Raw genomic sequence first — 18,393 nt, 5'->3', positions numbered from 1 at the left:
CGGCACTTCTGACGATATCGCGGTCGTCACTAGAATCGGTTTCAGGAGCGATTGCCGACGCAGATGTCCATTGTGCTGATATCAACCTGCAGCGGATCGCATCGAACGCCGAAACCGGCTGCTTCCCCTATCAGGCTGCACGAAGCAAGGATTCCGAGAAATGCCCGTAGCGCCCACTGTCCTTTCATCGCATCACGAGCTGCGGCTCGGGTGGTCATTGGCTGCCGTCGCCGGAGTGCTGAACGCGACCGGCTTTTGCGTCGCAGGCGTATTTTCCGGGAATATGACTGGCAATATCACCTCGCTGGCAGACAACATGGCGTCTGGTGAGGTGCGCTCCGTTCTTACGCTTCTGACGCTCATCGCGATGTTCATAGCAGGTGCAACGCTGTCGGCGGTGCTATTGGAACTGCGCGGCCCGACGCACGCCGCCGAAGCCTGCGCGATTATCCTTATGACTGAAGCTGTGCTGCTCGTCGTGCTAGCGGTTGCCGACGTCACTTTACGTACAGGTAGCGGACCGGTCCTTGTTTTTGGGCTCGGCTTTCTGATGGGCTTTCAGAATGCGGCTGCGGCCGTTGTATCGAACTTCCGCGTCCGCACCACTCACTTTTCCGGAACATCAACCGACATCGGTGTCAATCTCGGCGCAATAGTCGCCCATGCTTTGCAAAGGAAGACGTTGACCGACAGAGACTCCCATATCGATGGTCTCAAGCACAAGGTCATGGCGATGACCGCCTTTTGCGCGGGGGGAGTCATTGGCGCGGGCCTTTACGCACTTGTCGGCGAGATGACCCTGCTGATTTCTGCGCTGGGAATCGTTTTTCTTTCAATACCGCCGTTGCTGCAGTCAGTCCGCCGGAAGGCATAGCGATAGAGGCAACAAGTCAGAGATTCCAGACACCTTGATCGAACATATGGAACTCGAGCACGGTGCAAAGCGCCAATGCAAGCAGTCGACAGACACGAAAACCGGATCATTCAGCAGACTAACGGTACTGAGTTGCAGCATCTGGCGCGTCCATCCCTTGGGACCGAGCCGCTACGACCTTCGACGGATCTAGCTCCAGTTAGCCGACTCGGCACGGGACATGGCGCTACTTGTCGTACAGCCGGACCCGTCGCCGGATGAGTGCGCTCGGCGCGCGTGGGCTCTCGCCGTGCAGGTCGACCAGTCAATCGAAACTGCGCGGATCGCCATCAACAGCATTCCATCGCTCAAAGTAAATGAGCACGCTTTGCTGAGACACCTGTCAAATGCTCTTGATGACGCAGTTCATTCCCGCGATTCGTTGAGTTCACTATCCGCAGTGCTCGAAAGCGATTCCCATATTGGCCGACGCCTTGAACGCGTTTCCCGTTGCCTGAACACATTAGCGGCACTGCTCAGTCTGATTGGCACGGCGATTGGCGACCCCCGATGCACCATTCCGGGTGGCGCTGCGCAATGGTCTGTTTCGACTGTTGGAGCGAATTGAAGAAGCACTCGATCACCATACGCGTGTCCAATTGTGCAGTGTTTCGAACCACGTCATTCTGCTGGATTCACCAGGCGGGCATCGTAAGCCTCGCGTCAATCAGCGATGGTTCGATCGCCCGGCCTTTCTCGTTGCGGTGTGCCTGACGGCGCAAAACAGACTTTCCGAATCGGTCGTTCCACGCGCCCGGATCGGCGCCTATTCTACTTGCTTCTCTCGTTCAATCCTTCCTGAACCTTCACTTCTTAAGGTGTCGCTGCATCGCCCATGACTTCACCCTCTTTCCCGACCGCGAAATGTTCGGTGCTTGCCCTTTCGTTTTGCGCCTCGTTTCTCACAACGACTCTTACCCATGCTGCTGATCGCGTCGTCGTGCTGGATTCCGGCGAGGCAACTTTGAGCCTTCTGGACGAAGCGGGCCACAAGGTCGTCGCGACCGAACCCACGGGGAAGGAGCCACATCACCTGATGATTACGCCCGACGGGAGCTCACTGATTGTGGCGAATTCGGTCTCGAACGACCTGATGTTTCTCGATCCGCACACTGGAAGCGTACAGCGGCGCCTCGAAGGTATCGAAGATCCCTATCAGTTGGGCTTCTCGCCAGACCATAAATGGTTCGTCACGGCCGCGCTGCGACTCGATCGTGTGGATATCTATCGGTATGACGGACATAACTTCCAGCTCGCGAAGCGCGTTGCGGTAGAAAAGACGCCGAGTCACATGACCTTCGCGTCTGACAACAAGACTGTGTTCGTGACGCTGCAAGACTCCGGTGAGCTTGCCGCGATTGATCTTCCGACGCAGACGGTGCGCTGGAAGATGCCGGTCGGTAAGGTACCCGCCGGACTCTGGATGACACCGGGCGACCGCTATCTGCTTGTCGGCATGACTGGTGAAGACGATGTGACCGTGGTCGACTGGCGCACGCAGCACATCGTGAAAAAGATTACGACGGGACGCGGCGCGCATAACTTCCGCAATCTGGACGATGGTACGCACGTCGCCGTTACCAATCGCGTTGATAGCACCATCAGCATTCTCGACTATAACAACCTGACCAAGACTGCTGACATAACGGGTCTGATGCCTGGTCCTGACGATATGGAACTGTCGGCAGACCGCCGCTACTTGTGGGTCACATTTCGCTTCGCACGTCACGTCGGCGTAATCGACCTGACAACGCGCAAGCTGATCGACACAATCGCGGTAGGCCGATCTCCTCACGGCATTTATTTCGCTGACCGCGCATCCGTCTATCCGCCCAACCCCGATTGAGTCGGAGGCCACCTGAGCGGTGGTGTGTACAGAAGGTAGCGAGAACGCAATCGGCACAAACCGGGGCTATTGCACCAGCCCTTCCCGGCGGAAGATGTCTGCATAGAAGTCAATGAACGCCCTGACCTTCGACGATACCGTCTTCTTACGCGGATAGATGGCCCATATCGCTGGTTCACTTCTCGTGGGTTGCGCCTCCCACTCAGGTAGGATCTGAACCAGCTTTCCTTCGCGGAAAACAGTCCGAATGGCCCAGGTAGGCAACATCGCTATCCCTTGGCCAGCAACGGCAAGATCCAGCATTGCTTCGGTATCGTCGACACGCAGACGTCCATGTAGCTGGACAGGGATTTCTCCGTGCGTTGCGCTGCCGCGGTTGACGAGCAACCATTTGTCGTCGGGTGTGAGCGGAAATCGCAGGGTCTCGTGGTCAACGAGTTCCTTCGGCGACGCGGGGGTTCCATGCCTGGCCAGGTAACCTGGGCTCGCGCAGACGATTCTTCGATGCACCGCGAGTTGGCGCGCCATCAGTTGCGAATCCGGCAGCACGCCGATCCTGATCGCAAGGTCAATACCCGAATCGATGATGTTGAGAACATCGTCAGTCACGACGCCATCGACGTCGATCCTTGGGTAGCGATCCATGAATTCCGGAAGATGGGCGATCACATGCCTGCGACCAAACGATCGTGGCATCGTCACACGCAAGAGTCCTTGGGGAGAACTGTTAAGTGATGCGGTGATCTCACGTGCTTCCTCCAGGCTCTTCATGGCAACCTGCGCATGCTCGCGGAAGACCCGCCCTCCTTCGGTCAGCACGAGTCCGCGCGTCGATCGGTTGAATAGCGCAATGCCGAGGTCTTTCTCGAGCTCATTGATGTAGCGCGAAACGGTGGATGTCTTGACTTCGATCTTTCCCGCCGCCTTGCTGAAACTCCCAAGTTCGGCTGCGTGAAGAAAGGCGCGTATCGCTGAAAAATAATCCATTGGGCAGTTCTCGCGAAGGTGAAGCCGCATGGCCTGGCCCCTTGTTCAAGGGTCGCGTCGCAGTTCCCATGACGCCCTGGCGGCCTTGATTCTATCTATGTCGGCCAGGATTCGCTATGTCCACTGCTTCGTGTCCGTCAGCGACCGGACATAGCCAGGAGGAAGCGGTTCGCGCTGGCTGTCGCGACGCGTCGTCACAAGACGACCCTTTCCGGTCCGCTCCCGATGCGGCGGGACGATTCGTGAACCGCCACGTAAGCCGTGGCGCGATCGCCCGCGCGAAACCGAAGGTTCGCACAATTGGAGCATGTCACCCACCAGAAGACGCTCCGCATCAGGCTGCGATGAAAGAAGATCCGCCTGATGCAAATTGGCGGCGTCCCGGTCATGTGAAATTCCATACCAGACGCAAATGACGACGGACCCACAACAGAACATCGCACGCGCCAGCCATGGCGAAGGACGATATCGTTGTGAAGAAGGTCTGATTAAGTGCATCACGGAATAAGTGCTCAAGTGTCCGAGTGACTAACGTGGTCCGATCTGCTTCTGCTCCGGGGTCGCGCAAAGCATCGCTGGAACCGCGTTCAACCAATGTAAAAGAAAAGGAGCACGATGGTTATCCCTTTTGTGCAAAGCTGATTTCTGGCTTGCGTGATTCTGTCTGGTGAAGCTTGGTCCTATAGTTGATCCCAACCCCACGCATCAGCGAGTGCCGCTGTCAGAACTACGTGTGTCCCTTCAGGAGTTTCTACCATGCTTGAAAAAACCGCTTATTCGACGCTTCAACTGACTGACGATGAAGTTACCCGCGATGCCGAGTACTTCGAATACACGTCGTCGGCAAATCCGATTGGCGCGAAGCTGATCTCCCGGGTGCCCTATCGCTCATTCTTCGGCTCCCTGTATGACAGCGGCCCCACGCGTATCGTGCCGCTTGATCTGTCTTCGGATCTCGGCTGTGACTATCCGGCCACCGGTCCGGCGCTGATGGCCAATTTTCTGCGAATCGTCGCGGGCGAAAAACTGTCCGTGAACCCGAACGCGACTTCACAGGTGTTTTACGTCCTCGACGGATCGGGCACAGTCGCTCAGAAGGAGGTTTCCTTGACGTTCGCCACGGGCGACTTCTTTTCGCTTCCCGGTGGTGCTGAAACCGTTCTGGCAGCGGACTCGACCGCGCGCCTCTACTATGTCAACGACGCGCCGTTGCTTGCCTACCTCGGCGTTGAAACGGCGCGTGCCCGCTTCACCCCGACGTTGTATCCCGCTGCCCGCGCACAGGAAGAACTGCAGAAGGTAGCCACAGCACCGGGAGCGGGCCAGCGCAATCGCGTGAGCATTCTGCTCGGCAATACCCACTTCCCGCAAACGCGCACAGTGACTCATTCGATGTGGGCAATGTTCGGTGCTGTTGCGCCGAATACTTCCCAAAAACCCCACCGCCATCAGTCGATCGCGCTCGACTTCATTCCTGATTGCAAGCCGGGCGTCTACACGCTGGTCGGTACCGAACTGGACGCCGATGGCAATATCGTCGATCCCGTCCGGGTCGACTGGGAGCCGGGTATGGCTTTCGTGACGCCGCCGGGCTACTGGCACGCCCATTTCAACGAGTCGGATAAACTTGCCCACGTGATTCCCCTCCAGGACGCTGGGCTCCAGACGTACCTGCGTTCGCTGGACATCCAGTTCGCACGCTAATCGGTAGTCGTCGCGGACGGCTGCGACTGTCAGTTGCAGCCGTCGCGTTCCAGAACCACGCTGGTCCCATTCCACTTAGCCGGAATTTATGCGCGATTCATTCACGTCAGCCACAAGCGCGTTCGTTGCGGCACTGCTATCGGTGGCCAGCGCGACTTCGTTCGCACAGGTTGCGGCGCCCGGACTGCTCGCGCGCTCTTGGGTCATCATGGACGCGGCCAACCAGCAGGTGCTCGCCTCGTCGAATGCCGACTCACGCGCCGAGCCAGCGTCCCTGACCAAGCTGATGACCGCGTACCTGGTGTTTCAGGCGCTGCATTCGAAGAAAATCTCGCTAGACCAGATTGTGCTGCCAAGCGATGCCGTGCGTGCTGTCCGATCGGACGAATCGCGCATGTTCATTGCGCCGAACCAGCCGGTGACCATTCACGATCTGCTGTACGGGCTGATTGTCCAGTCGGGCAACGATGCAGCTATTGCACTGTCGGAGGTGGTCGGCGGGAACCAGGCGCAGTTCGTCAACCTGATGAATAGCGAGGCGCAGCACCTCGGCATGACTCACACGCATTTTGCCGACGTAAACGGCATGCCTGATCCGAATCACTACTCCAGCGCCGGAGATCTCGCGTTACTCGCCACACACCTGATCAATGACTTTCCGGAGTACTACCTGATTTTCTCCGCCAGGAGCTTCACATACGACCACATCCGGCAGTCAAACCGGAATCGATTGCTTTGGCTCGATCCAAGTGTCGACGGCCTCAAAACAGGACACACCCAGACCGCGGGATATTGCCTGATCGCCAGCGCGAGACGTCCGGTGTCGGGCACGCCGGGCACGACGCAACGCATCATCACCGTTGTAATGGGAGAACCGACGGGATCCGACCGCGAACGCGACAGTCTGAAGATGCTTGACTTTGCATTCCATGCATTCGAGGAAGTACGGCCGTACCGCGCAGGACAGCTCGTCCAGACAGCACGCGTCTACAAGGGGACGCTTCTGACTGTAAAAACCGGCATAGAAGGCGACTTCTTTGCGACGATACCGTCCGATGCCAGTATCAAGGTCGTTCCCCGAATCACGCTCGACTCACCACTGGTTGCGCCGCTCGCCGACAGGCAGCGCGTCGGCACGGTCGCACTGGTCGTAAACGGCAAGGTGGTCGCGCAAACACCGCTGATTGCGCTGGAGGCAGTACCGCAGGCCGGATTCGCCAGCCGCGCATGGGACTCGCTGCTGCTGCTATTCGGGGCGAAGGCGTAAATGGCTATAAACCCCTCGGAGGCGATACTGCCGGAAGACAGCGAACCGGAACCGAACTTTGCTGACCCGACCGATTTCACCCGAGATTGTCAATTGCTGGAAGATGCCTGGTCCAGGGCCTTGAACGGAGCAAAAGCGATCGCGACTTTTCCTTATTGTATTTTTCCATCTATGCGGTACGGCAGCGCATTGACGTGAACGAATTCATGATAGTACGTGTAAATCACTACAAAAAACGATGCGCGCAGGTTGAAACCCAGTCCTGTGCGTAGCAAGAGGAGAGAGAATAGGCTGAAGACCAAGGCCTGGCGTTTGGCGGGGGCTGCAAAGCCCCCGCTTTTTTATGAATTTTCCGGAGGCTTCAATTCCACGAACGAGTACTCTGCCGACATCACTCTTGAGCTCAGACTGCGTGTCGCCGGTTCTCTGATCGAGATCGCTAGCCGTCCGGATTCAATGCCGATGACGTCACATATACCGGGAAAATGCTTTGCTTCAACTGCGAATCAACGCGTCGCCTGAGGTGCATCGACGTATCCGTGCGCGACCAGATTTCGAGATTTCGACGCGTAATTTTTTCATCCGGACTCGAAAAGAATCCTCCTCGCACCTTTTGCCACCCATATCGCAGCATATATAGCCAGGTCACAACGTTCTGACGGGACGTTGCGGACTTGGAATCCTGCGTCCGCGTGTCCACGCATTCAACGAGTGCTATCGGCGGGTGGATCCGGGGCCAAGCGGCCTTGTGTCGCGCCCCACGTTGGACAATCCGTTCACTCAGTCTGCCTCGTGTGAGACCAACATGATAGTTGCCGTTAACCAGGCGAATGGCATAGACATGAAATGTCCATTCCAAGGCTTTCGACCGCTTTCAGCCTGTTTCGCGCGCAATACGGGGTGAACCGATGGTCTCAATCTTGCCTTTCACGGGCGCCGATCCTCGCCGTGCAGTTGATAGACGCCCGCCGCGAGTTGGACGCCCAAGTCCGTCACGGTAAGAGCACCCGTCAAGCCGTCGTGAAGGACGTGCTCAAGTGCCCCCATTACTTTGAGTTCACCGAGACAATCGATAATGAGCGAGTGGTCAAACATCGTGCGCGCATAAAGCATCGCGATTTGCTCTCGCAGATTTTTGTCGCGTCCAATCGTCGTCAGATGCCATAGCAACAGGGGTGCGGCAATCGCGAATTCGGTTTTGTCGCGCAAATGAATGCGAGCAAATGTGGCGTTCGTGGTATGCGGTGGGGGGCTTTCTGGTCGCATCGGCGGTTGACTTACAGATGGTGGGCACAGGCATATGGCTGGTACTTCTGCGGAAACGGGCGACTCCAGCCAGGTGCAACGCTACTGAAGTCCAACCGCGCACAGAAGCGCCCATTCGGGAAATCAGCTTTGCGCTGACGGGCTAGCTTTGTGCGCCTTCCACCAATAAAGTGGAGTCGATGCCTCGGACCCATACGCTTCACTGTGCGCGCGATACCGGCGTATAGGCTTTGGACCCTGCAGGTGAATACGCCATAACCGACCGTACGATAGATTCCAGCGTCCCCGGCGTCTATTGTGAGGGACATGGACGGCGCGCATTCGCAGAGCGCCCGCCCCACGAAATCTGGTTTATGCGTCGGCATCCGAGACTTAATCGTCCAGCGGTATCCGTGCGGCCTGCATGCCCCGGCGATGCGTGAAAACCGGGCAACGATATGAAAAGCCAATGATCGTGATTGTGTCACGCACCATTCTTGTTGAGAAATCCATGTTTTTTGGCGAACGAACACGAATGAAGATGTTGCAGCTAGCACAGGCGCATCCTTGGCGTCATAGCACCAAATGGCGGAAAGCCAGATCCGCTGTCATTGCTGCGACGCTTGTCGTGTGCTCGTGGACACTGATCGAGACAGCGTTGGACTTTCTTTGGACCATCAGTGAAGCGGCATTCGCTGCCGCTTTGTCGGCAAGACTGGTGTTGTTGGGCGCCGGCATTGCATCGCTGGTCAGAGTTCGCCATGCCGCTACGGTTTTCTCGTTCCTGTGCGCGATGAGCGTTTTTGCGCTTGCCCCGTCGACCCCAGTGGCCTTTGACCAGTCCGCGCTCCTCGGCTGCGTGGTAGTGATCGACTGCGTAACGAAGGCGTATTTCCTCGCCTGTCTCTATGCCGGGACTGTACGCTCCGATTCGTTTCCCGCACAGCGGCGGAGCTTCATATGCTGTATCCCGATTTTCACAAGATCGCCGTCTCGCGACGGCTGCCAAGGACCTCATATGTTGAACAAGCTGCATAACTGGATCTATGTCGGCGCCAATGCCTACGTCGAATATACCTTCGTGCCCTGGCTCAGCCGGAACGTGTATCGACGAACCGTCGACCTGAACCAGGTCTGCCTTCAATAGGCAGAGCAGTCACTGTTCGCTGGTTGCGTGTTGTTAGGCACGCGCGCTCGTAATCAGGAGGGAATACGGTGATTACCAGACCAGGTTTCCGCGTTGAATGTGATTCGTTGGGCGAGCGGGAAGTACCGGAGGACGCGTACTATGGCATTCACACGCTTCGCGCCGTCGAGAGCTGTCAGATATCAGGGACGCCGCTAGCCGCACACCCAGACCTGTTGAATGCGCTCGCGGCGGTCAAGCAGGCTGTGGCGCAAGTCAATGCCGACCTGCATTTAGTTGAACCGGCACTAAGCGACGCGATCGTCGCCGCTTGCGGCGACGTACGCAACGGGCGCTTGCATGACCAGTTCGTCGTGGACATGATTCAAGGCAGCGCTGGCAGTCAGGCCGACATGAACGCGAACGAGGTGATATGCAATCGCGCTCTTGAACTCTTGGGTCATCGGCGCGGTGAATATGCTCATCTGAATCCGAGCGCGCACCTGACTCTTGGATCCGGCAACGTCTACCCGACCGCTCTTCGGATCTCGATCTGCTTTGCGATCGAACGCCTGTGTTACGAGATGGATGCGTTGCGGTCCGCCTTCGCGAAAAAGGCCGAGGAACGCCGTGATTTGCTGAAGCTCGACTGCACCATCCGGCTATTCGATGCAGGCCACATGGCGCCGGGTTTCAAATTTCTGACGCACGCGATGATGCTGGACGAACAGATAGCCAGGTTGCGAGAGACATCCGCGATGATTCGTGAGATATACGTGGGGGCGACTGCGATTGGCGCGGGTCTTAGGGCCCATCCCGAATATGCAGCTAAAGCGGTTGATGCACTGAACGCAATGACCGGGCTCGGGTTGAGTGTTGGATCTACTCGGGTCGAAAGAACCCAAGACTGCGCCCCATATCTGCAGATCTCCGGCATTCTGACCGACGTCGCCGTCAAGCTTTCGAAAGCATGCAGAGATTTGTGTCGGCCGCCCATCGGAGCACTATCCGGCGAGCGTGAAAGCAAACTTGCGTCGATGCAAACTAACTCCGCCACCGCGCCGGCCAGCCCAAACGCAGTCATTCCCGAAGTCGTCAGTCAGATTGCTCTCGACATTTTTGCGAGCGATGTCGCGGTCACATTTGCAGCAGAATCTGGCGAGATGCATCCCGATGCCTTCCAGCCATTGATCGCGGTTAGCCTCCTTCGAAGCTTCAGGCATCTGACCAATGGATGCAAGACGCTTGCAGAGCTTTCCGGCACCGGAATAACAGCAAATTCTGAACAGTTCCAAGAGACGGCCGCGTCTTGTGGCGCAATGGCTACTCCACCGAATCGCAATGTTAGCTTGAAGAGTGAACGCATAGCCGATGCGCATCCTGGCTGGAACGGAACTGAAAACTGATTCGGGACATCGCTGGATGACGTACAGCAAGGATGCGTACGAAGGCGGGCGCATCTTTCTAACCGCTGAACAGAAACAAGCAGTCGACGAAGGTAAAAAATTTGCGCAACGCGCGTACGCTGACGTCTGGGCTCGGGATGCCGGGCTCGTCCAGCGCGTGCGGACATTCCTCGGTGACAACTTCCACTGGCACGGCCGCCTATCGCAACGGGGAACCGACCTTGAGGTTATTCAGACGCTGCAATCGATGATTCGCGGCGAAAGCGTGGTGCTGGTTGCCGAGAAGCCGCGATCAGGCGGCGCTGGCAATACTGGGCTATTGGCGTCCATCGGGTCGGCATTCGTTGCGTACGACGACGGTGAAACACGCGAGCAGATGCGGGCGTTTGCCAGAAGCATTCTCTACCCGCCTGGTGAACCCGTACTATCGGGCTCCTATGATCCGGCCACACAGCAAGCAAAGCTGATCGCAGCCCGCGCCTCGATAGCAACCATCGGCGGCGCTTTCGATGATGCTGCAGACGCGTCGACGTTGCTTGGCGATGCGCAGCCGTTCGAGTACGGCGAGGATATGCCGGCCGGCGACGACATAGAACTGGCTGGTAGCGAGGGAACGCCCCGCAACAACCAGGCGCAAAACGCGCAGTTCAAAGCCGTTGTGAGGGCACTCGGTCTGGATCCGAGTCAGGCCCGGCAGCTTCACGACGAAATAAGCAAACAGGGACTCGGCTATCACGAGATATTGGAGCGGGGACAGGACATGTTTGGGGGTGGCGATGATTGATGCGAAGACGGAGATTGCGCGGCGTCTTTCCGCACTTGTTGGGCTCGATGTCAGTTGGGTCAGCCACGCGGCGGACATGCTCACCGTGCAATTCGGACCGCAAAGGCAATACACGACGCCTAGAGGGACTGTCCGCGAAGGCGGCGCCTGGGCGCTGCACGTCCAATGCTCCTGGCGGCTTGAGCGCGCGGGCGCCATTGTTGCGACCCAGGACGATCTTCGCGGCCCCGATGAAAAGGCGCACGGGGCCGCCGGCCGCCTCCGAGAAATGTTGGTCGAGCACGGCCCTGCCATTGTCGAGAGCGTGTCAGCAAACGAAACGGGCGGCGTGGTGCTCGCGCTTTCAAGTGATCTGCGCCTTGTCGTCATCCCGGATGGAATCGAGGGAGACGAAGATTGGCGGTTCTTTGCACCCGGCGTCGATGCGGCGCATCTGGTGATTGAAGGTGGGACAGTCGCTCCCGAATCGTTCGATTGAGCCGCTCGAAATTGAGTCGACATGATGCGGCGAAGTGGGACCGTGGACGCACCATCGAGATTGACGAGTACCGATAGGCGCGTGTTTTATCCTGGCCCGCCTCGCGCTGCCCGACCGGTCGCCTACGCACCGGCATGGCGACGGCCGCGCGATTGATAGCAATTGATAACGTAAAAGCACGCCGCGCCATGCGACCTATGATGTAAGCGACACCCTTACGTCAGAGGCAAGCTATGACGAGCCGGGATGTGTTGGGCGCGGGGCGGCGCGAGGCCGTGCGACGTGCAGCATACAGCCTTGCCGACAGCGGCAAGTATGCCGACTGTCAGGCAGTCGAAAAAGCGCTTCGTGCCCGCTATGGCGTGCTTGATGCTCACCAGTTACTAGGCAATCCAGTCGTGCGCGCCAACATCGATCAACGGTGCGCCGCTGCGCGGCCGAAACCCCACGCGGCATGACGACCGATGAGCGCAGACCCAACCGGCCACCCGTGGCCGCGTGGAGTGTCTTTGTGCTCGCGGTCACCCTTTTCGCAGAGATGGCCATCGAGCTCGATGCACTGGAGATTTAGGCGGTTTAACCGGATCGGCGCCCCAGTTCGTCCCGTTCGTGTTGTGGGCCTTTGCGCGGTCGACGCGCGCCGGATATTGGCCAATCCGCTGACTTCCCAGCGCGAGCCAAAGAACCCGCGATAGAACCCGCCCAAAGACCATTCGCCGCCGCAGCCAAATTCTGTTGAGACACGCCCCTCACACAACAATCGGCAGCGCCATCTCCAGACGGCGCCCCTACGATTCAAGTACAATCCGCACGCCTTGCAATTTGGCACTTCAATCCAGAATAACGTGCGCCCGACCTGATCCTCATGCGAACGGTAATAGGACGCAAGCAGACCGGGGCAGTAATGACAGATATTAAAAAGAATTTCGACGAGTACGGTTTCGCTATTCTTCCGTCGTTCTTTCGATCGCGCGCGATTTGAAGAGGCGTACCTCGCCAAATATCCCGATGTCGCGCAAGCCGTTAGAGACAACGCTTTTGCTTCAGGGATTCAGCACTACGATCTCCTGGGAAAGACAGAAGGACGGGCAATCCAAGACTCCAGGCCGCCCCCGCGGCGGCCGTCCAGGGAGTCAGCGCTGCCCACTGCACACATCCCTCCCGACCCTCAATTTCCCATTTGACTCACCTCGGCCCGGAGGCGTATAACCATCCCACTGGATGTCAGCTGGATGGCACATGGATGCCAGATGGAGTGCAAATGCCCAAACTCAACCTGGTCAACAACTCGCGCCCGAAAGGCGGCGAGACCGAGAAAATCACCATCAACCTGGGTCCGATCGATCTTGGCCAGATCGATCTGCTGGTCGAGGAAGGTTTTTACTCGAACCGCACCGACCTGATTCGCACGGCGATCCGCAATCAGCTCGCGGTGCACGCGCAGATCGTCACGGAAACGGTGACGCGCCGCGCGATGGTGCTCGGCCTGCAGCACTTCTCGCGACACGACCTCGAAGCCGCTCAAGCCGCGCACGAACAGCTCGACATTCACGTACTCGGCCTCGCGAGCATCGCCGCCGATGTGCCGCCGGAACTCGCGGCGGCCACTATCGCATCGGTCGTCGTGCTTGGTGCATTTCACGCGTCGCCCGCGGTCAAGGCGGCGCTCGCCGGCCGCATCAGCTAGGCGCTTCGTTCGACTCATCACGCGGCTGAACCGGTGGCTCACCACTGATTCGCTCACGCCACCACACAGTCAACGCAAACCGTCATGAACATGAACGAAGATTTCCTGAAGTCGATGAAAGACGCCTTCGAGCTGCTGCGCACGAAGGGTCCCAATGAAGCGACCGCCGCGGTTCAGCGCGCGCTCGCGGGCGTCAACGCTCAAGCGGGCCGGGCGCCGATACCGCCCATGCCAGCGGCCGCGAGCGATTGGGCGCAAAGCTGGGCACAGGTTCGGACCCAGGCTCAAGCACAAGCTCAAGGACAGGCGCACGCGCAAACCCACCCTCGTCCCAATTCGCACGCCCCTGCCCCGTACACCTTCGACGCCGAGACACCCGGCACCTTCAGCACGCACACGTTCAGCAACAGCGCGGGCCAGCGCCAATACAAGCTGTACGTGCCGGCCGTCTACAACAACGAGCCGGTGCCGCTGATCGTGATGCTGCACGGCTGCACGCAGAACGCCGACGACTTCGCGGCCGGCACGCGCATGAACGAAATGGCCGAGCGTCACGGCTTCATCGTCGTATATCCGAATCAGTCGCAAGCGGCCAATCGTTCGACATGCTGGAACTGGTTCAAGCCTGCCGATCAGCAGCGCGACCACGGCGAACCGTCGTTGATCGCGGGCATCACGCGCGAGGTGATGACGCGCTATCGCATCGATGCCGCGCGGATCTACGTGGCCGGTTTATCGGCGGGCGGCGCGATGGCTGACGTCATGCTGAAGACCTCGCCCGATCTGTACGCTGCCGCCTGCGTGCATTCGGGCCTCGCCTACGGATGCGCGAAGGACTTGCCCTCGGCGCTCGCCGCGATGAAGGGCGGCAAGCCGCAGCGCAACCGCTCGCGCGCCGCGCCGCAACGTCCGCTGATCGTGTTTCATGGCGAGGCGGACACGACAGTCCATCCGTCGAATGCTGTCGAGCTCGTCGCGTGCTTCGATGCTGGCACCACGATCAGCATGCCATCCGCTGCGGCAAGCGCGCCGGGCAACCGACGCGGCGCCACGCTGCAAAGGCTGGTCGCGGCGAACGGCGTCGAAGCGGAGTACTGGTCGATTCACGGCGCGGGGCACGCATGGGCCGGCGGCAGTCAGCGTGGCTCGTACACCGACCCGGCGGGTCCAGACGCCACCGCGGAAATGCTGCGATTCTTCCTCGCTCATCCACACCCGCACTACGCTCCATTGCGGGGCAGGTTCTCTTGATGCGAGGCAGCAGGATATGTTCCCGCACAGCATTGCCGTTCACCGCCAATGCCACCAACAACGCGACACCCACGCGACGCATCAGGGTCGGCGCATCGCCACCGTCGGCCGGATACGCGACGATACCGATACTCGCGGTGATGTTCAGCGCGGTCCCGGCGCAGTCGATCGATCCGGCGATGCGGCCCAGCGCTTCGGCCGCGACCGCATCGGCCGCCGCGTCGGACCGGCGACCGTTATATTCGCGGATATCGCTCGTCGGCAACATCGCATCGATGGGTTCAACGGCGGCGACCGGCGGGGGTGCCGATTATTGGAAGCGCGTGGCGAGGTAACACGGCGCAGCTTTGCAATGTCTGCGGCGCAGCGGTGGCGCAAGCCGCTGCACTGCATCTCGTCGATGGTCGAAAGAAAGAGCCTGGCGTGACACGCCGCGCCGACGATGCGCGCTGCTCAGGACGCCGCGCGCGGCAACGCCGCTTCGATGAACACCGCGCACAGCGCTTCCATGCCCTTCGCGTCTTCCTCATCGAAGCGCGCGACCACCGGGCTGTCGACATCCCACACGCCGATCAGCGTGCCGTCCGGTGCGACGAGCGGCACGACGATCTCCGATTGCGACGCCGAATCACACGCGATATGGCCGGGAAACTCGTGCACGTCGCGCACGACCTGGGTCTGACGGGTTTGCGCGGCCGTGCCGCAGACACCTTTGCCGAGCGCGATGCGCACGCACGCGGGCTTGCCCTGGAACGGTCCAACGACCAGTTCGCGGCCATCGTGAAAGTAAAAGCCGGCCCAGTTCAGATCGCTCAGAGAATGAAACACGAAGGCGGAAAAATTCGCCGCGTTGGCGATCCAGTCGGTTTCGTCGGCAAGCAGCGCGCGCGCCTGGGCGACCAGTTCTTCGTATTGCGCGGCTTTGGGCAGATGCGAGGCGGAGGAGACTTCGAACATGACGGCGTCCGTGATGAAAGCGGAAAAGGGAACAGCAAGGCGTGCAGTGTAAAGCAAGCGGCCGCCTCCTTCACGGCGCGCGGCGCTGCGCATTGCACGCCGAGCTCTTTATGTTCTCTGCCATCCGACCCGCCCGCTTCCAGCCAGATCTGCCGAAGCAGTCGGCGGACGCCGGACCTCGATTACTGATCGACGCCGATGATCACGCTCGACGCCTTGAAGATCGCCGTTGCCGCTTTACCGCTCGCGAGGCCGAGACGGTCGACACTGTCGTTGGTGATGATCGCCACGACCTGCGCGCCGCCCGCGCTGATCGTCACTTCCGAATTCACCGCGCCCTTCGTCACCGCAGACACCGTGCCGGCGATACAGTTGCGCGCCGACACCTGGCTCTTCGCGACATCGACCATCACGATCACCGACGACGCCTTGACCAGTGCAAATGCTTTCCTGCCGGCAGCAAGGCCGAGCGAGGTCGCGCTGCCATGCGTGATGATCGCGACGATCTCGAGACCGTCCTGGGTACGCAGCGTGACTTCGTCGTTCACGGCGCCGTGTTTGACTTCGGCTACTTCGCCGGCGAATTGATTGCGTGCGCTGGTTAGCATGTCGTGCTCCTTGCTGATTGGGCCGCCTCGCACGAACGTTGCGAGGCGAGATGTTTAGGAATGAGACGAGTGTAATGGAAGGCCCGCCGGCTGCGATAGCGTGCGCACGAAGTGCGATTTCGCGCAGCCGCCATGAGCGATCCGAATCCACATGAGAACACATTAGCGCTGTGCATAGGCGTGCATAACGCGGCACCGGCACAACACGTCGCACGACTCGCGGACACCGTATCATCGTGTCCTCGGACCCACTCTGTCGAAACCCATGCCTGTTGCCGTCCTGCCCCGCCGTGCCGTTTCATGGTCGAACGCCTGCCGCGCCGCCGCACTGTGCGCCGCTGTCGCGACGCTCGCCGCCTGCAGCACCCCGTCGCCGCCGCGCGACGTGCACGCACCGATCGACATCGTCACGCTGTTCCCGATCGCCCGTTATGACCAGAACGTCGACCACTGGCTCGAACCCGACAGCCCCGGCTACGACCAGCCATTCCTGAGCCCGGCGGACCAGCAGGCGCACTTCAGGGCGCTCTACGCGCGCTACTTCGGCACCGGCACGAACGCGCCGTCGCCGTGGAATTCCGCCTACGTGACGACGCGCGTCTATCGGCAGCAAGGTGCGGACATTGCCGCGTTGCAGCAGCGCCGCATCGACAGGTTCGACAACACCGGCAAGAGCGGCGCGGCGCTCGGCTACGGCGAGAACTTCCGGCCGCACGACAAGGCGTGGATCGACGCGATCGCGCAGAACATGAACGTCGGGCAGTTCACGCAGACGCCGGTGTATCGGCCCGAGCGCCGCGTAATCGCCACCGGCAACGTGATGGTGCGCGAGTTGCCGACCACCGACCCGTCGTTCTACGACGATCACCTGGCCGGCGAAGGCTATCCGTTCGACAACCTGCAGATTTCGGCGGTGCGCCCGGGCACGCCGTTGTATGTGCTGGGCAGCAGCGTCGACGGCGCATGGCACTACGTGCAGACGCCCGACGTCCAGGGCTGGGTGCGCAGCGACGGCGTCGCGCTGGCCGATGACCGCTTCGTCGACACATGGCGCGCCGCGACCGGCAAAGCGCTCGGTGCGGTGACGGTGGCGTCGGCGCCGGTGCGCGACAGCCGCGGCGTGTTCCGCTTCGACGCGCCGGCCGGCACGATGTTGCCGCTGCTGCCCGCCAGGCCGGCAAACGCCGCACGCCTTGCGCCAGCCGACTCCGCCGCAAGCGAGCCGCACAGCGCCGCCGCCCCCGCTATGCGCCAGGTGCTCGTCCCGGCCCGTGATGTCGATGGCCGCGCGCTCATCCGCACCGCCACGCTGAGCGAAGAACAGATCGCACCGATGCCGCTCGCCGCCACGCCGCGTCATCTGGCGATGCTGATGAAAACGCTGATCGGGCGCCCTTATGGCTGGGGCAATAGCGGCCTCTACAACGACTGTTCGTCGGAACTGCAAAGCATCTTCGCCGTCTTCGGCGTGTGGCTGCCGCGCCATTCGTCGACGCAGATGAGCGCCGGGCGCATGGTCGACCTGTCCGCGTCCACGCCTGCAGAGCGGCTCGACTACCTTGCGCGGCACGGCGAACCGTTGCGCACGCTGATCTACATCGGCGGCCACGTGATGCTGTACATCGGCAACACGACTCGCGACGGCGTCACGGTGCCGGTCGTCTATCAGGACGTATGGGGCTTACGACCGGCCGACGACAGCCGGCGCGCGGTGATCGGCGGCTCGGTGATCCTGCCGCTGTTCGAGCACATCCCCGAGGACGCTACGCTGCAATCGCTGGCGGCCGCGCCGACGTTCCAGATCAGCATCCTCGGCGCGCCGGGCGGCAGCGCCGCGCCGCCGTCCGCTGCGCCGCCTGATGAAGACAATCCGGCCGGTTAAAGTCGTCCGAGGGCACGGCGATGCGGCGGCCCCGGCCGCCGCCCCCCGGCACACCCTTAAGCCCTTACTCCCGCACTCCCGCACTCCCGCACTCCCGCACTCCCGCACTCCCGCACTCCCGCACTCCCGCACTCAAAAATATTTTTTCCGGAGTGTCGATTCAACTGCGCTGAACTCGTCGTAACGTTGAAGGCCTGGCTGACGCAGCCGGTCTTTCAACTCACGAACCTGTTACTTCAAGGAGTCACCGTC

The 18,393-nt window shown here is 60.2% G+C and carries 17 protein-coding genes; 13 read left to right on the top strand and 4 right to left on the bottom strand.

The window, feature by feature from the left end:
• The first annotated feature begins 160 nt into the window (after positions 1-160).
• The 3 genes from HV744_RS16305 to HV744_RS16295 all read left to right on the top strand — a co-directional run bounded on the left by HV744_RS16305 (position 161) and on the right by HV744_RS16295 (position 2,759).
• The gene (locus tag HV744_RS16305; protein WP_175150516.1) at positions 161-874 is read left to right on the top strand and encodes a YoaK family protein; all 714 of its coding nucleotides are present in this window, start codon (positions 161-163) and stop codon (positions 872-874) included.
• Positions 875-1,410: 536 nt separating this feature from the next.
• Positions 1,411-1,752, top strand: coding sequence for a hypothetical protein (locus HV744_RS16300; protein ID WP_175150515.1), 342 nt, complete (start codon positions 1,411-1,413; stop codon positions 1,750-1,752).
• Positions 1,749-2,759 (top strand): YVTN family beta-propeller repeat protein, encoded by a 1,011-nt coding sequence (locus tag HV744_RS16295; protein WP_175150514.1) that lies wholly within the window; start codon positions 1,749-1,751, stop codon positions 2,757-2,759. The genes HV744_RS16300 and HV744_RS16295 overlap by 4 nt, the downstream gene beginning before the upstream one ends.
• Before the next feature lie 66 nt (positions 2,760-2,825).
• Here the strand turns inward: HV744_RS16295 and HV744_RS16290 are convergent, their stop codons facing one another.
• Entirely contained in the window at positions 2,826-3,746 is a 921-nt protein-coding gene (locus tag HV744_RS16290; protein ID WP_175150513.1) for a LysR family transcriptional regulator, read from the bottom strand.
• Between the two features lie 756 nt (positions 3,747-4,502).
• Here HV744_RS16290 and HV744_RS16285 point away from each other — a divergent pair.
• Entirely contained in the window at positions 4,503-5,450 is a 948-nt protein-coding gene (locus HV744_RS16285; RefSeq protein ID WP_175150512.1) for a cupin domain-containing protein, read from the top strand.
• 88 nt (positions 5,451-5,538) lie between these two features.
• Positions 5,539-6,717: a D-alanyl-D-alanine carboxypeptidase family protein gene (locus tag HV744_RS16280; protein WP_175150511.1), complete on the top strand. Its 1,179-nt coding sequence runs from the start codon at positions 5,539-5,541 to the stop codon at positions 6,715-6,717.
• A gap of 927 nt (positions 6,718-7,644) precedes the next feature.
• Here HV744_RS16280 and HV744_RS16275 read toward each other — a convergent pair.
• A complete protein-coding gene (locus HV744_RS16275; RefSeq protein ID WP_175150510.1) occupies positions 7,645-7,926 on the bottom strand; it encodes a hypothetical protein in 282 nt (93 codons plus the stop codon).
• 505 nt (positions 7,927-8,431) lie between these two features.
• On the opposite strand from HV744_RS16275, the gene HV744_RS16270 reads away from it, so the two are divergent.
• The 7 genes from HV744_RS16270 to HV744_RS16240 all read left to right on the top strand — a co-directional run bounded on the left by HV744_RS16270 (position 8,432) and on the right by HV744_RS16240 (position 15,121).
• On the top strand, positions 8,432-9,109 hold the full coding sequence (locus HV744_RS16270; protein ID WP_175150476.1) for a hypothetical protein: 678 nt from the start codon (positions 8,432-8,434) through the stop codon (positions 9,107-9,109).
• Positions 9,110-9,177: 68 nt separating this feature from the next.
• Positions 9,178-10,494, top strand: a complete 1,317-nt coding sequence (locus HV744_RS16265; RefSeq protein ID WP_175150509.1) for a lyase family protein — start codon at positions 9,178-9,180, stop codon at positions 10,492-10,494.
• A complete protein-coding gene (locus HV744_RS16260) occupies positions 10,460-11,278 on the top strand; it encodes a hypothetical protein (RefSeq protein ID WP_175150508.1) in 819 nt (272 codons plus the stop codon). Before HV744_RS16265 ends, HV744_RS16260 begins: the two co-directional genes overlap by 35 nt.
• The gene (locus HV744_RS16255) at positions 11,271-11,756 is read left to right on the top strand and encodes a hypothetical protein (protein ID WP_175150628.1); all 486 of its coding nucleotides are present in this window, start codon (positions 11,271-11,273) and stop codon (positions 11,754-11,756) included. The genes HV744_RS16260 and HV744_RS16255 overlap by 8 nt, the downstream gene beginning before the upstream one ends.
• A gap of 1,261 nt (positions 11,757-13,017) precedes the next feature.
• A complete protein-coding gene (locus HV744_RS16250) occupies positions 13,018-13,443 on the top strand; it encodes a CopG family transcriptional regulator (protein WP_175150507.1) in 426 nt (141 codons plus the stop codon).
• A gap of 84 nt (positions 13,444-13,527) precedes the next feature.
• Positions 13,528-14,694 carry an extracellular catalytic domain type 1 short-chain-length polyhydroxyalkanoate depolymerase gene (locus HV744_RS16245; RefSeq protein ID WP_175150506.1) on the top strand — a complete coding sequence of 389 codons (1,167 nt, stop codon included), beginning with the start codon at positions 13,528-13,530 and terminating at the stop codon, positions 14,692-14,694.
• A gap of 16 nt (positions 14,695-14,710) precedes the next feature.
• Positions 14,711-15,121 (top strand): hypothetical protein, encoded by a 411-nt coding sequence (locus HV744_RS16240; protein WP_175150505.1) that lies wholly within the window; start codon positions 14,711-14,713, stop codon positions 15,119-15,121.
• Between the two features lie 26 nt (positions 15,122-15,147).
• Here HV744_RS16240 and HV744_RS16235 read toward each other — a convergent pair whose 3' ends face one another.
• Both HV744_RS16235 and HV744_RS16230 read right to left on the bottom strand, forming a co-directional pair.
• Positions 15,148-15,651, bottom strand: a complete 504-nt coding sequence (locus tag HV744_RS16235; RefSeq protein ID WP_175150504.1) for a GAF domain-containing protein — start codon at positions 15,649-15,651, stop codon at positions 15,148-15,150.
• 182 nt (positions 15,652-15,833) lie between these two features.
• Positions 15,834-16,259 (bottom strand): TOBE domain-containing protein, encoded by a 426-nt coding sequence (locus HV744_RS16230; RefSeq protein ID WP_175150503.1) that lies wholly within the window; start codon positions 16,257-16,259, stop codon positions 15,834-15,836.
• Positions 16,260-16,524: 265 nt separating this feature from the next.
• Between HV744_RS16230 and HV744_RS16225 the strand changes: the two genes are divergently transcribed.
• Positions 16,525-18,141, top strand: a complete 1,617-nt coding sequence (locus tag HV744_RS16225; RefSeq protein ID WP_175150502.1) for an SH3 domain-containing C40 family peptidase — start codon at positions 16,525-16,527, stop codon at positions 18,139-18,141.
• Positions 18,142-18,393 lie beyond the last annotated feature (252 nt).

The sequence above is a fragment of the Paraburkholderia ultramafica genome (assembly GCF_902859915.1).
Classification (GTDB): Bacteria; Pseudomonadota; Gammaproteobacteria; order Burkholderiales; family Burkholderiaceae; genus Paraburkholderia; species Paraburkholderia ultramafica.
This window is presented reverse-complemented; position numbering and strand designations above follow the sequence as displayed.

What these genes read in the sequence shown, in the direction of transcription:
- HV744_RS16305 (WP_175150516.1), top strand. Translation starts at nt 161, where the DNA reads ATGCCCGTAGCGCCCACTGTCCTTTCATCGCATCACGAGCTGCGGCTC.
- HV744_RS16295 (WP_175150514.1), top strand. Translation starts at nt 1,749, where the DNA reads ATGACTTCACCCTCTTTCCCGACCGCGAAATGTTCGGTGCTTGCCCTT.
- HV744_RS16290 (WP_175150513.1), bottom strand. Translation starts at nt 3,746, where the DNA reads ATGGATTATTTTTCAGCGATACGCGCCTTTCTTCACGCAGCCGAACTT.
- HV744_RS16285 (WP_175150512.1), top strand. Translation starts at nt 4,503, where the DNA reads ATGCTTGAAAAAACCGCTTATTCGACGCTTCAACTGACTGACGATGAA.
- HV744_RS16280 (WP_175150511.1), top strand. Translation starts at nt 5,539, where the DNA reads ATGCGCGATTCATTCACGTCAGCCACAAGCGCGTTCGTTGCGGCACTG.
- HV744_RS16270 (WP_175150476.1), top strand. Translation starts at nt 8,432, where the DNA reads ATGATCGTGATTGTGTCACGCACCATTCTTGTTGAGAAATCCATGTTT.
- HV744_RS16260 (WP_175150508.1), top strand. Translation starts at nt 10,460, where the DNA reads ATGCGCATCCTGGCTGGAACGGAACTGAAAACTGATTCGGGACATCGC.
- HV744_RS16255 (WP_175150628.1), top strand. Translation starts at nt 11,271, where the DNA reads ATGATTGATGCGAAGACGGAGATTGCGCGGCGTCTTTCCGCACTTGTT.
- HV744_RS16250 (WP_175150507.1), top strand. Translation starts at nt 13,018, where the DNA reads ATGCCCAAACTCAACCTGGTCAACAACTCGCGCCCGAAAGGCGGCGAG.
- HV744_RS16245 (WP_175150506.1), top strand. Translation starts at nt 13,528, where the DNA reads ATGAACATGAACGAAGATTTCCTGAAGTCGATGAAAGACGCCTTCGAG.
- HV744_RS16240 (WP_175150505.1), top strand. Translation starts at nt 14,711, where the DNA reads ATGTTCCCGCACAGCATTGCCGTTCACCGCCAATGCCACCAACAACGC.
- HV744_RS16235 (WP_175150504.1), bottom strand. Translation starts at nt 15,651, where the DNA reads ATGTTCGAAGTCTCCTCCGCCTCGCATCTGCCCAAAGCCGCGCAATAC.
- HV744_RS16230 (WP_175150503.1), bottom strand. Translation starts at nt 16,259, where the DNA reads ATGCTAACCAGCGCACGCAATCAATTCGCCGGCGAAGTAGCCGAAGTC.
- HV744_RS16225 (WP_175150502.1), top strand. Translation starts at nt 16,525, where the DNA reads ATGCCTGTTGCCGTCCTGCCCCGCCGTGCCGTTTCATGGTCGAACGCC.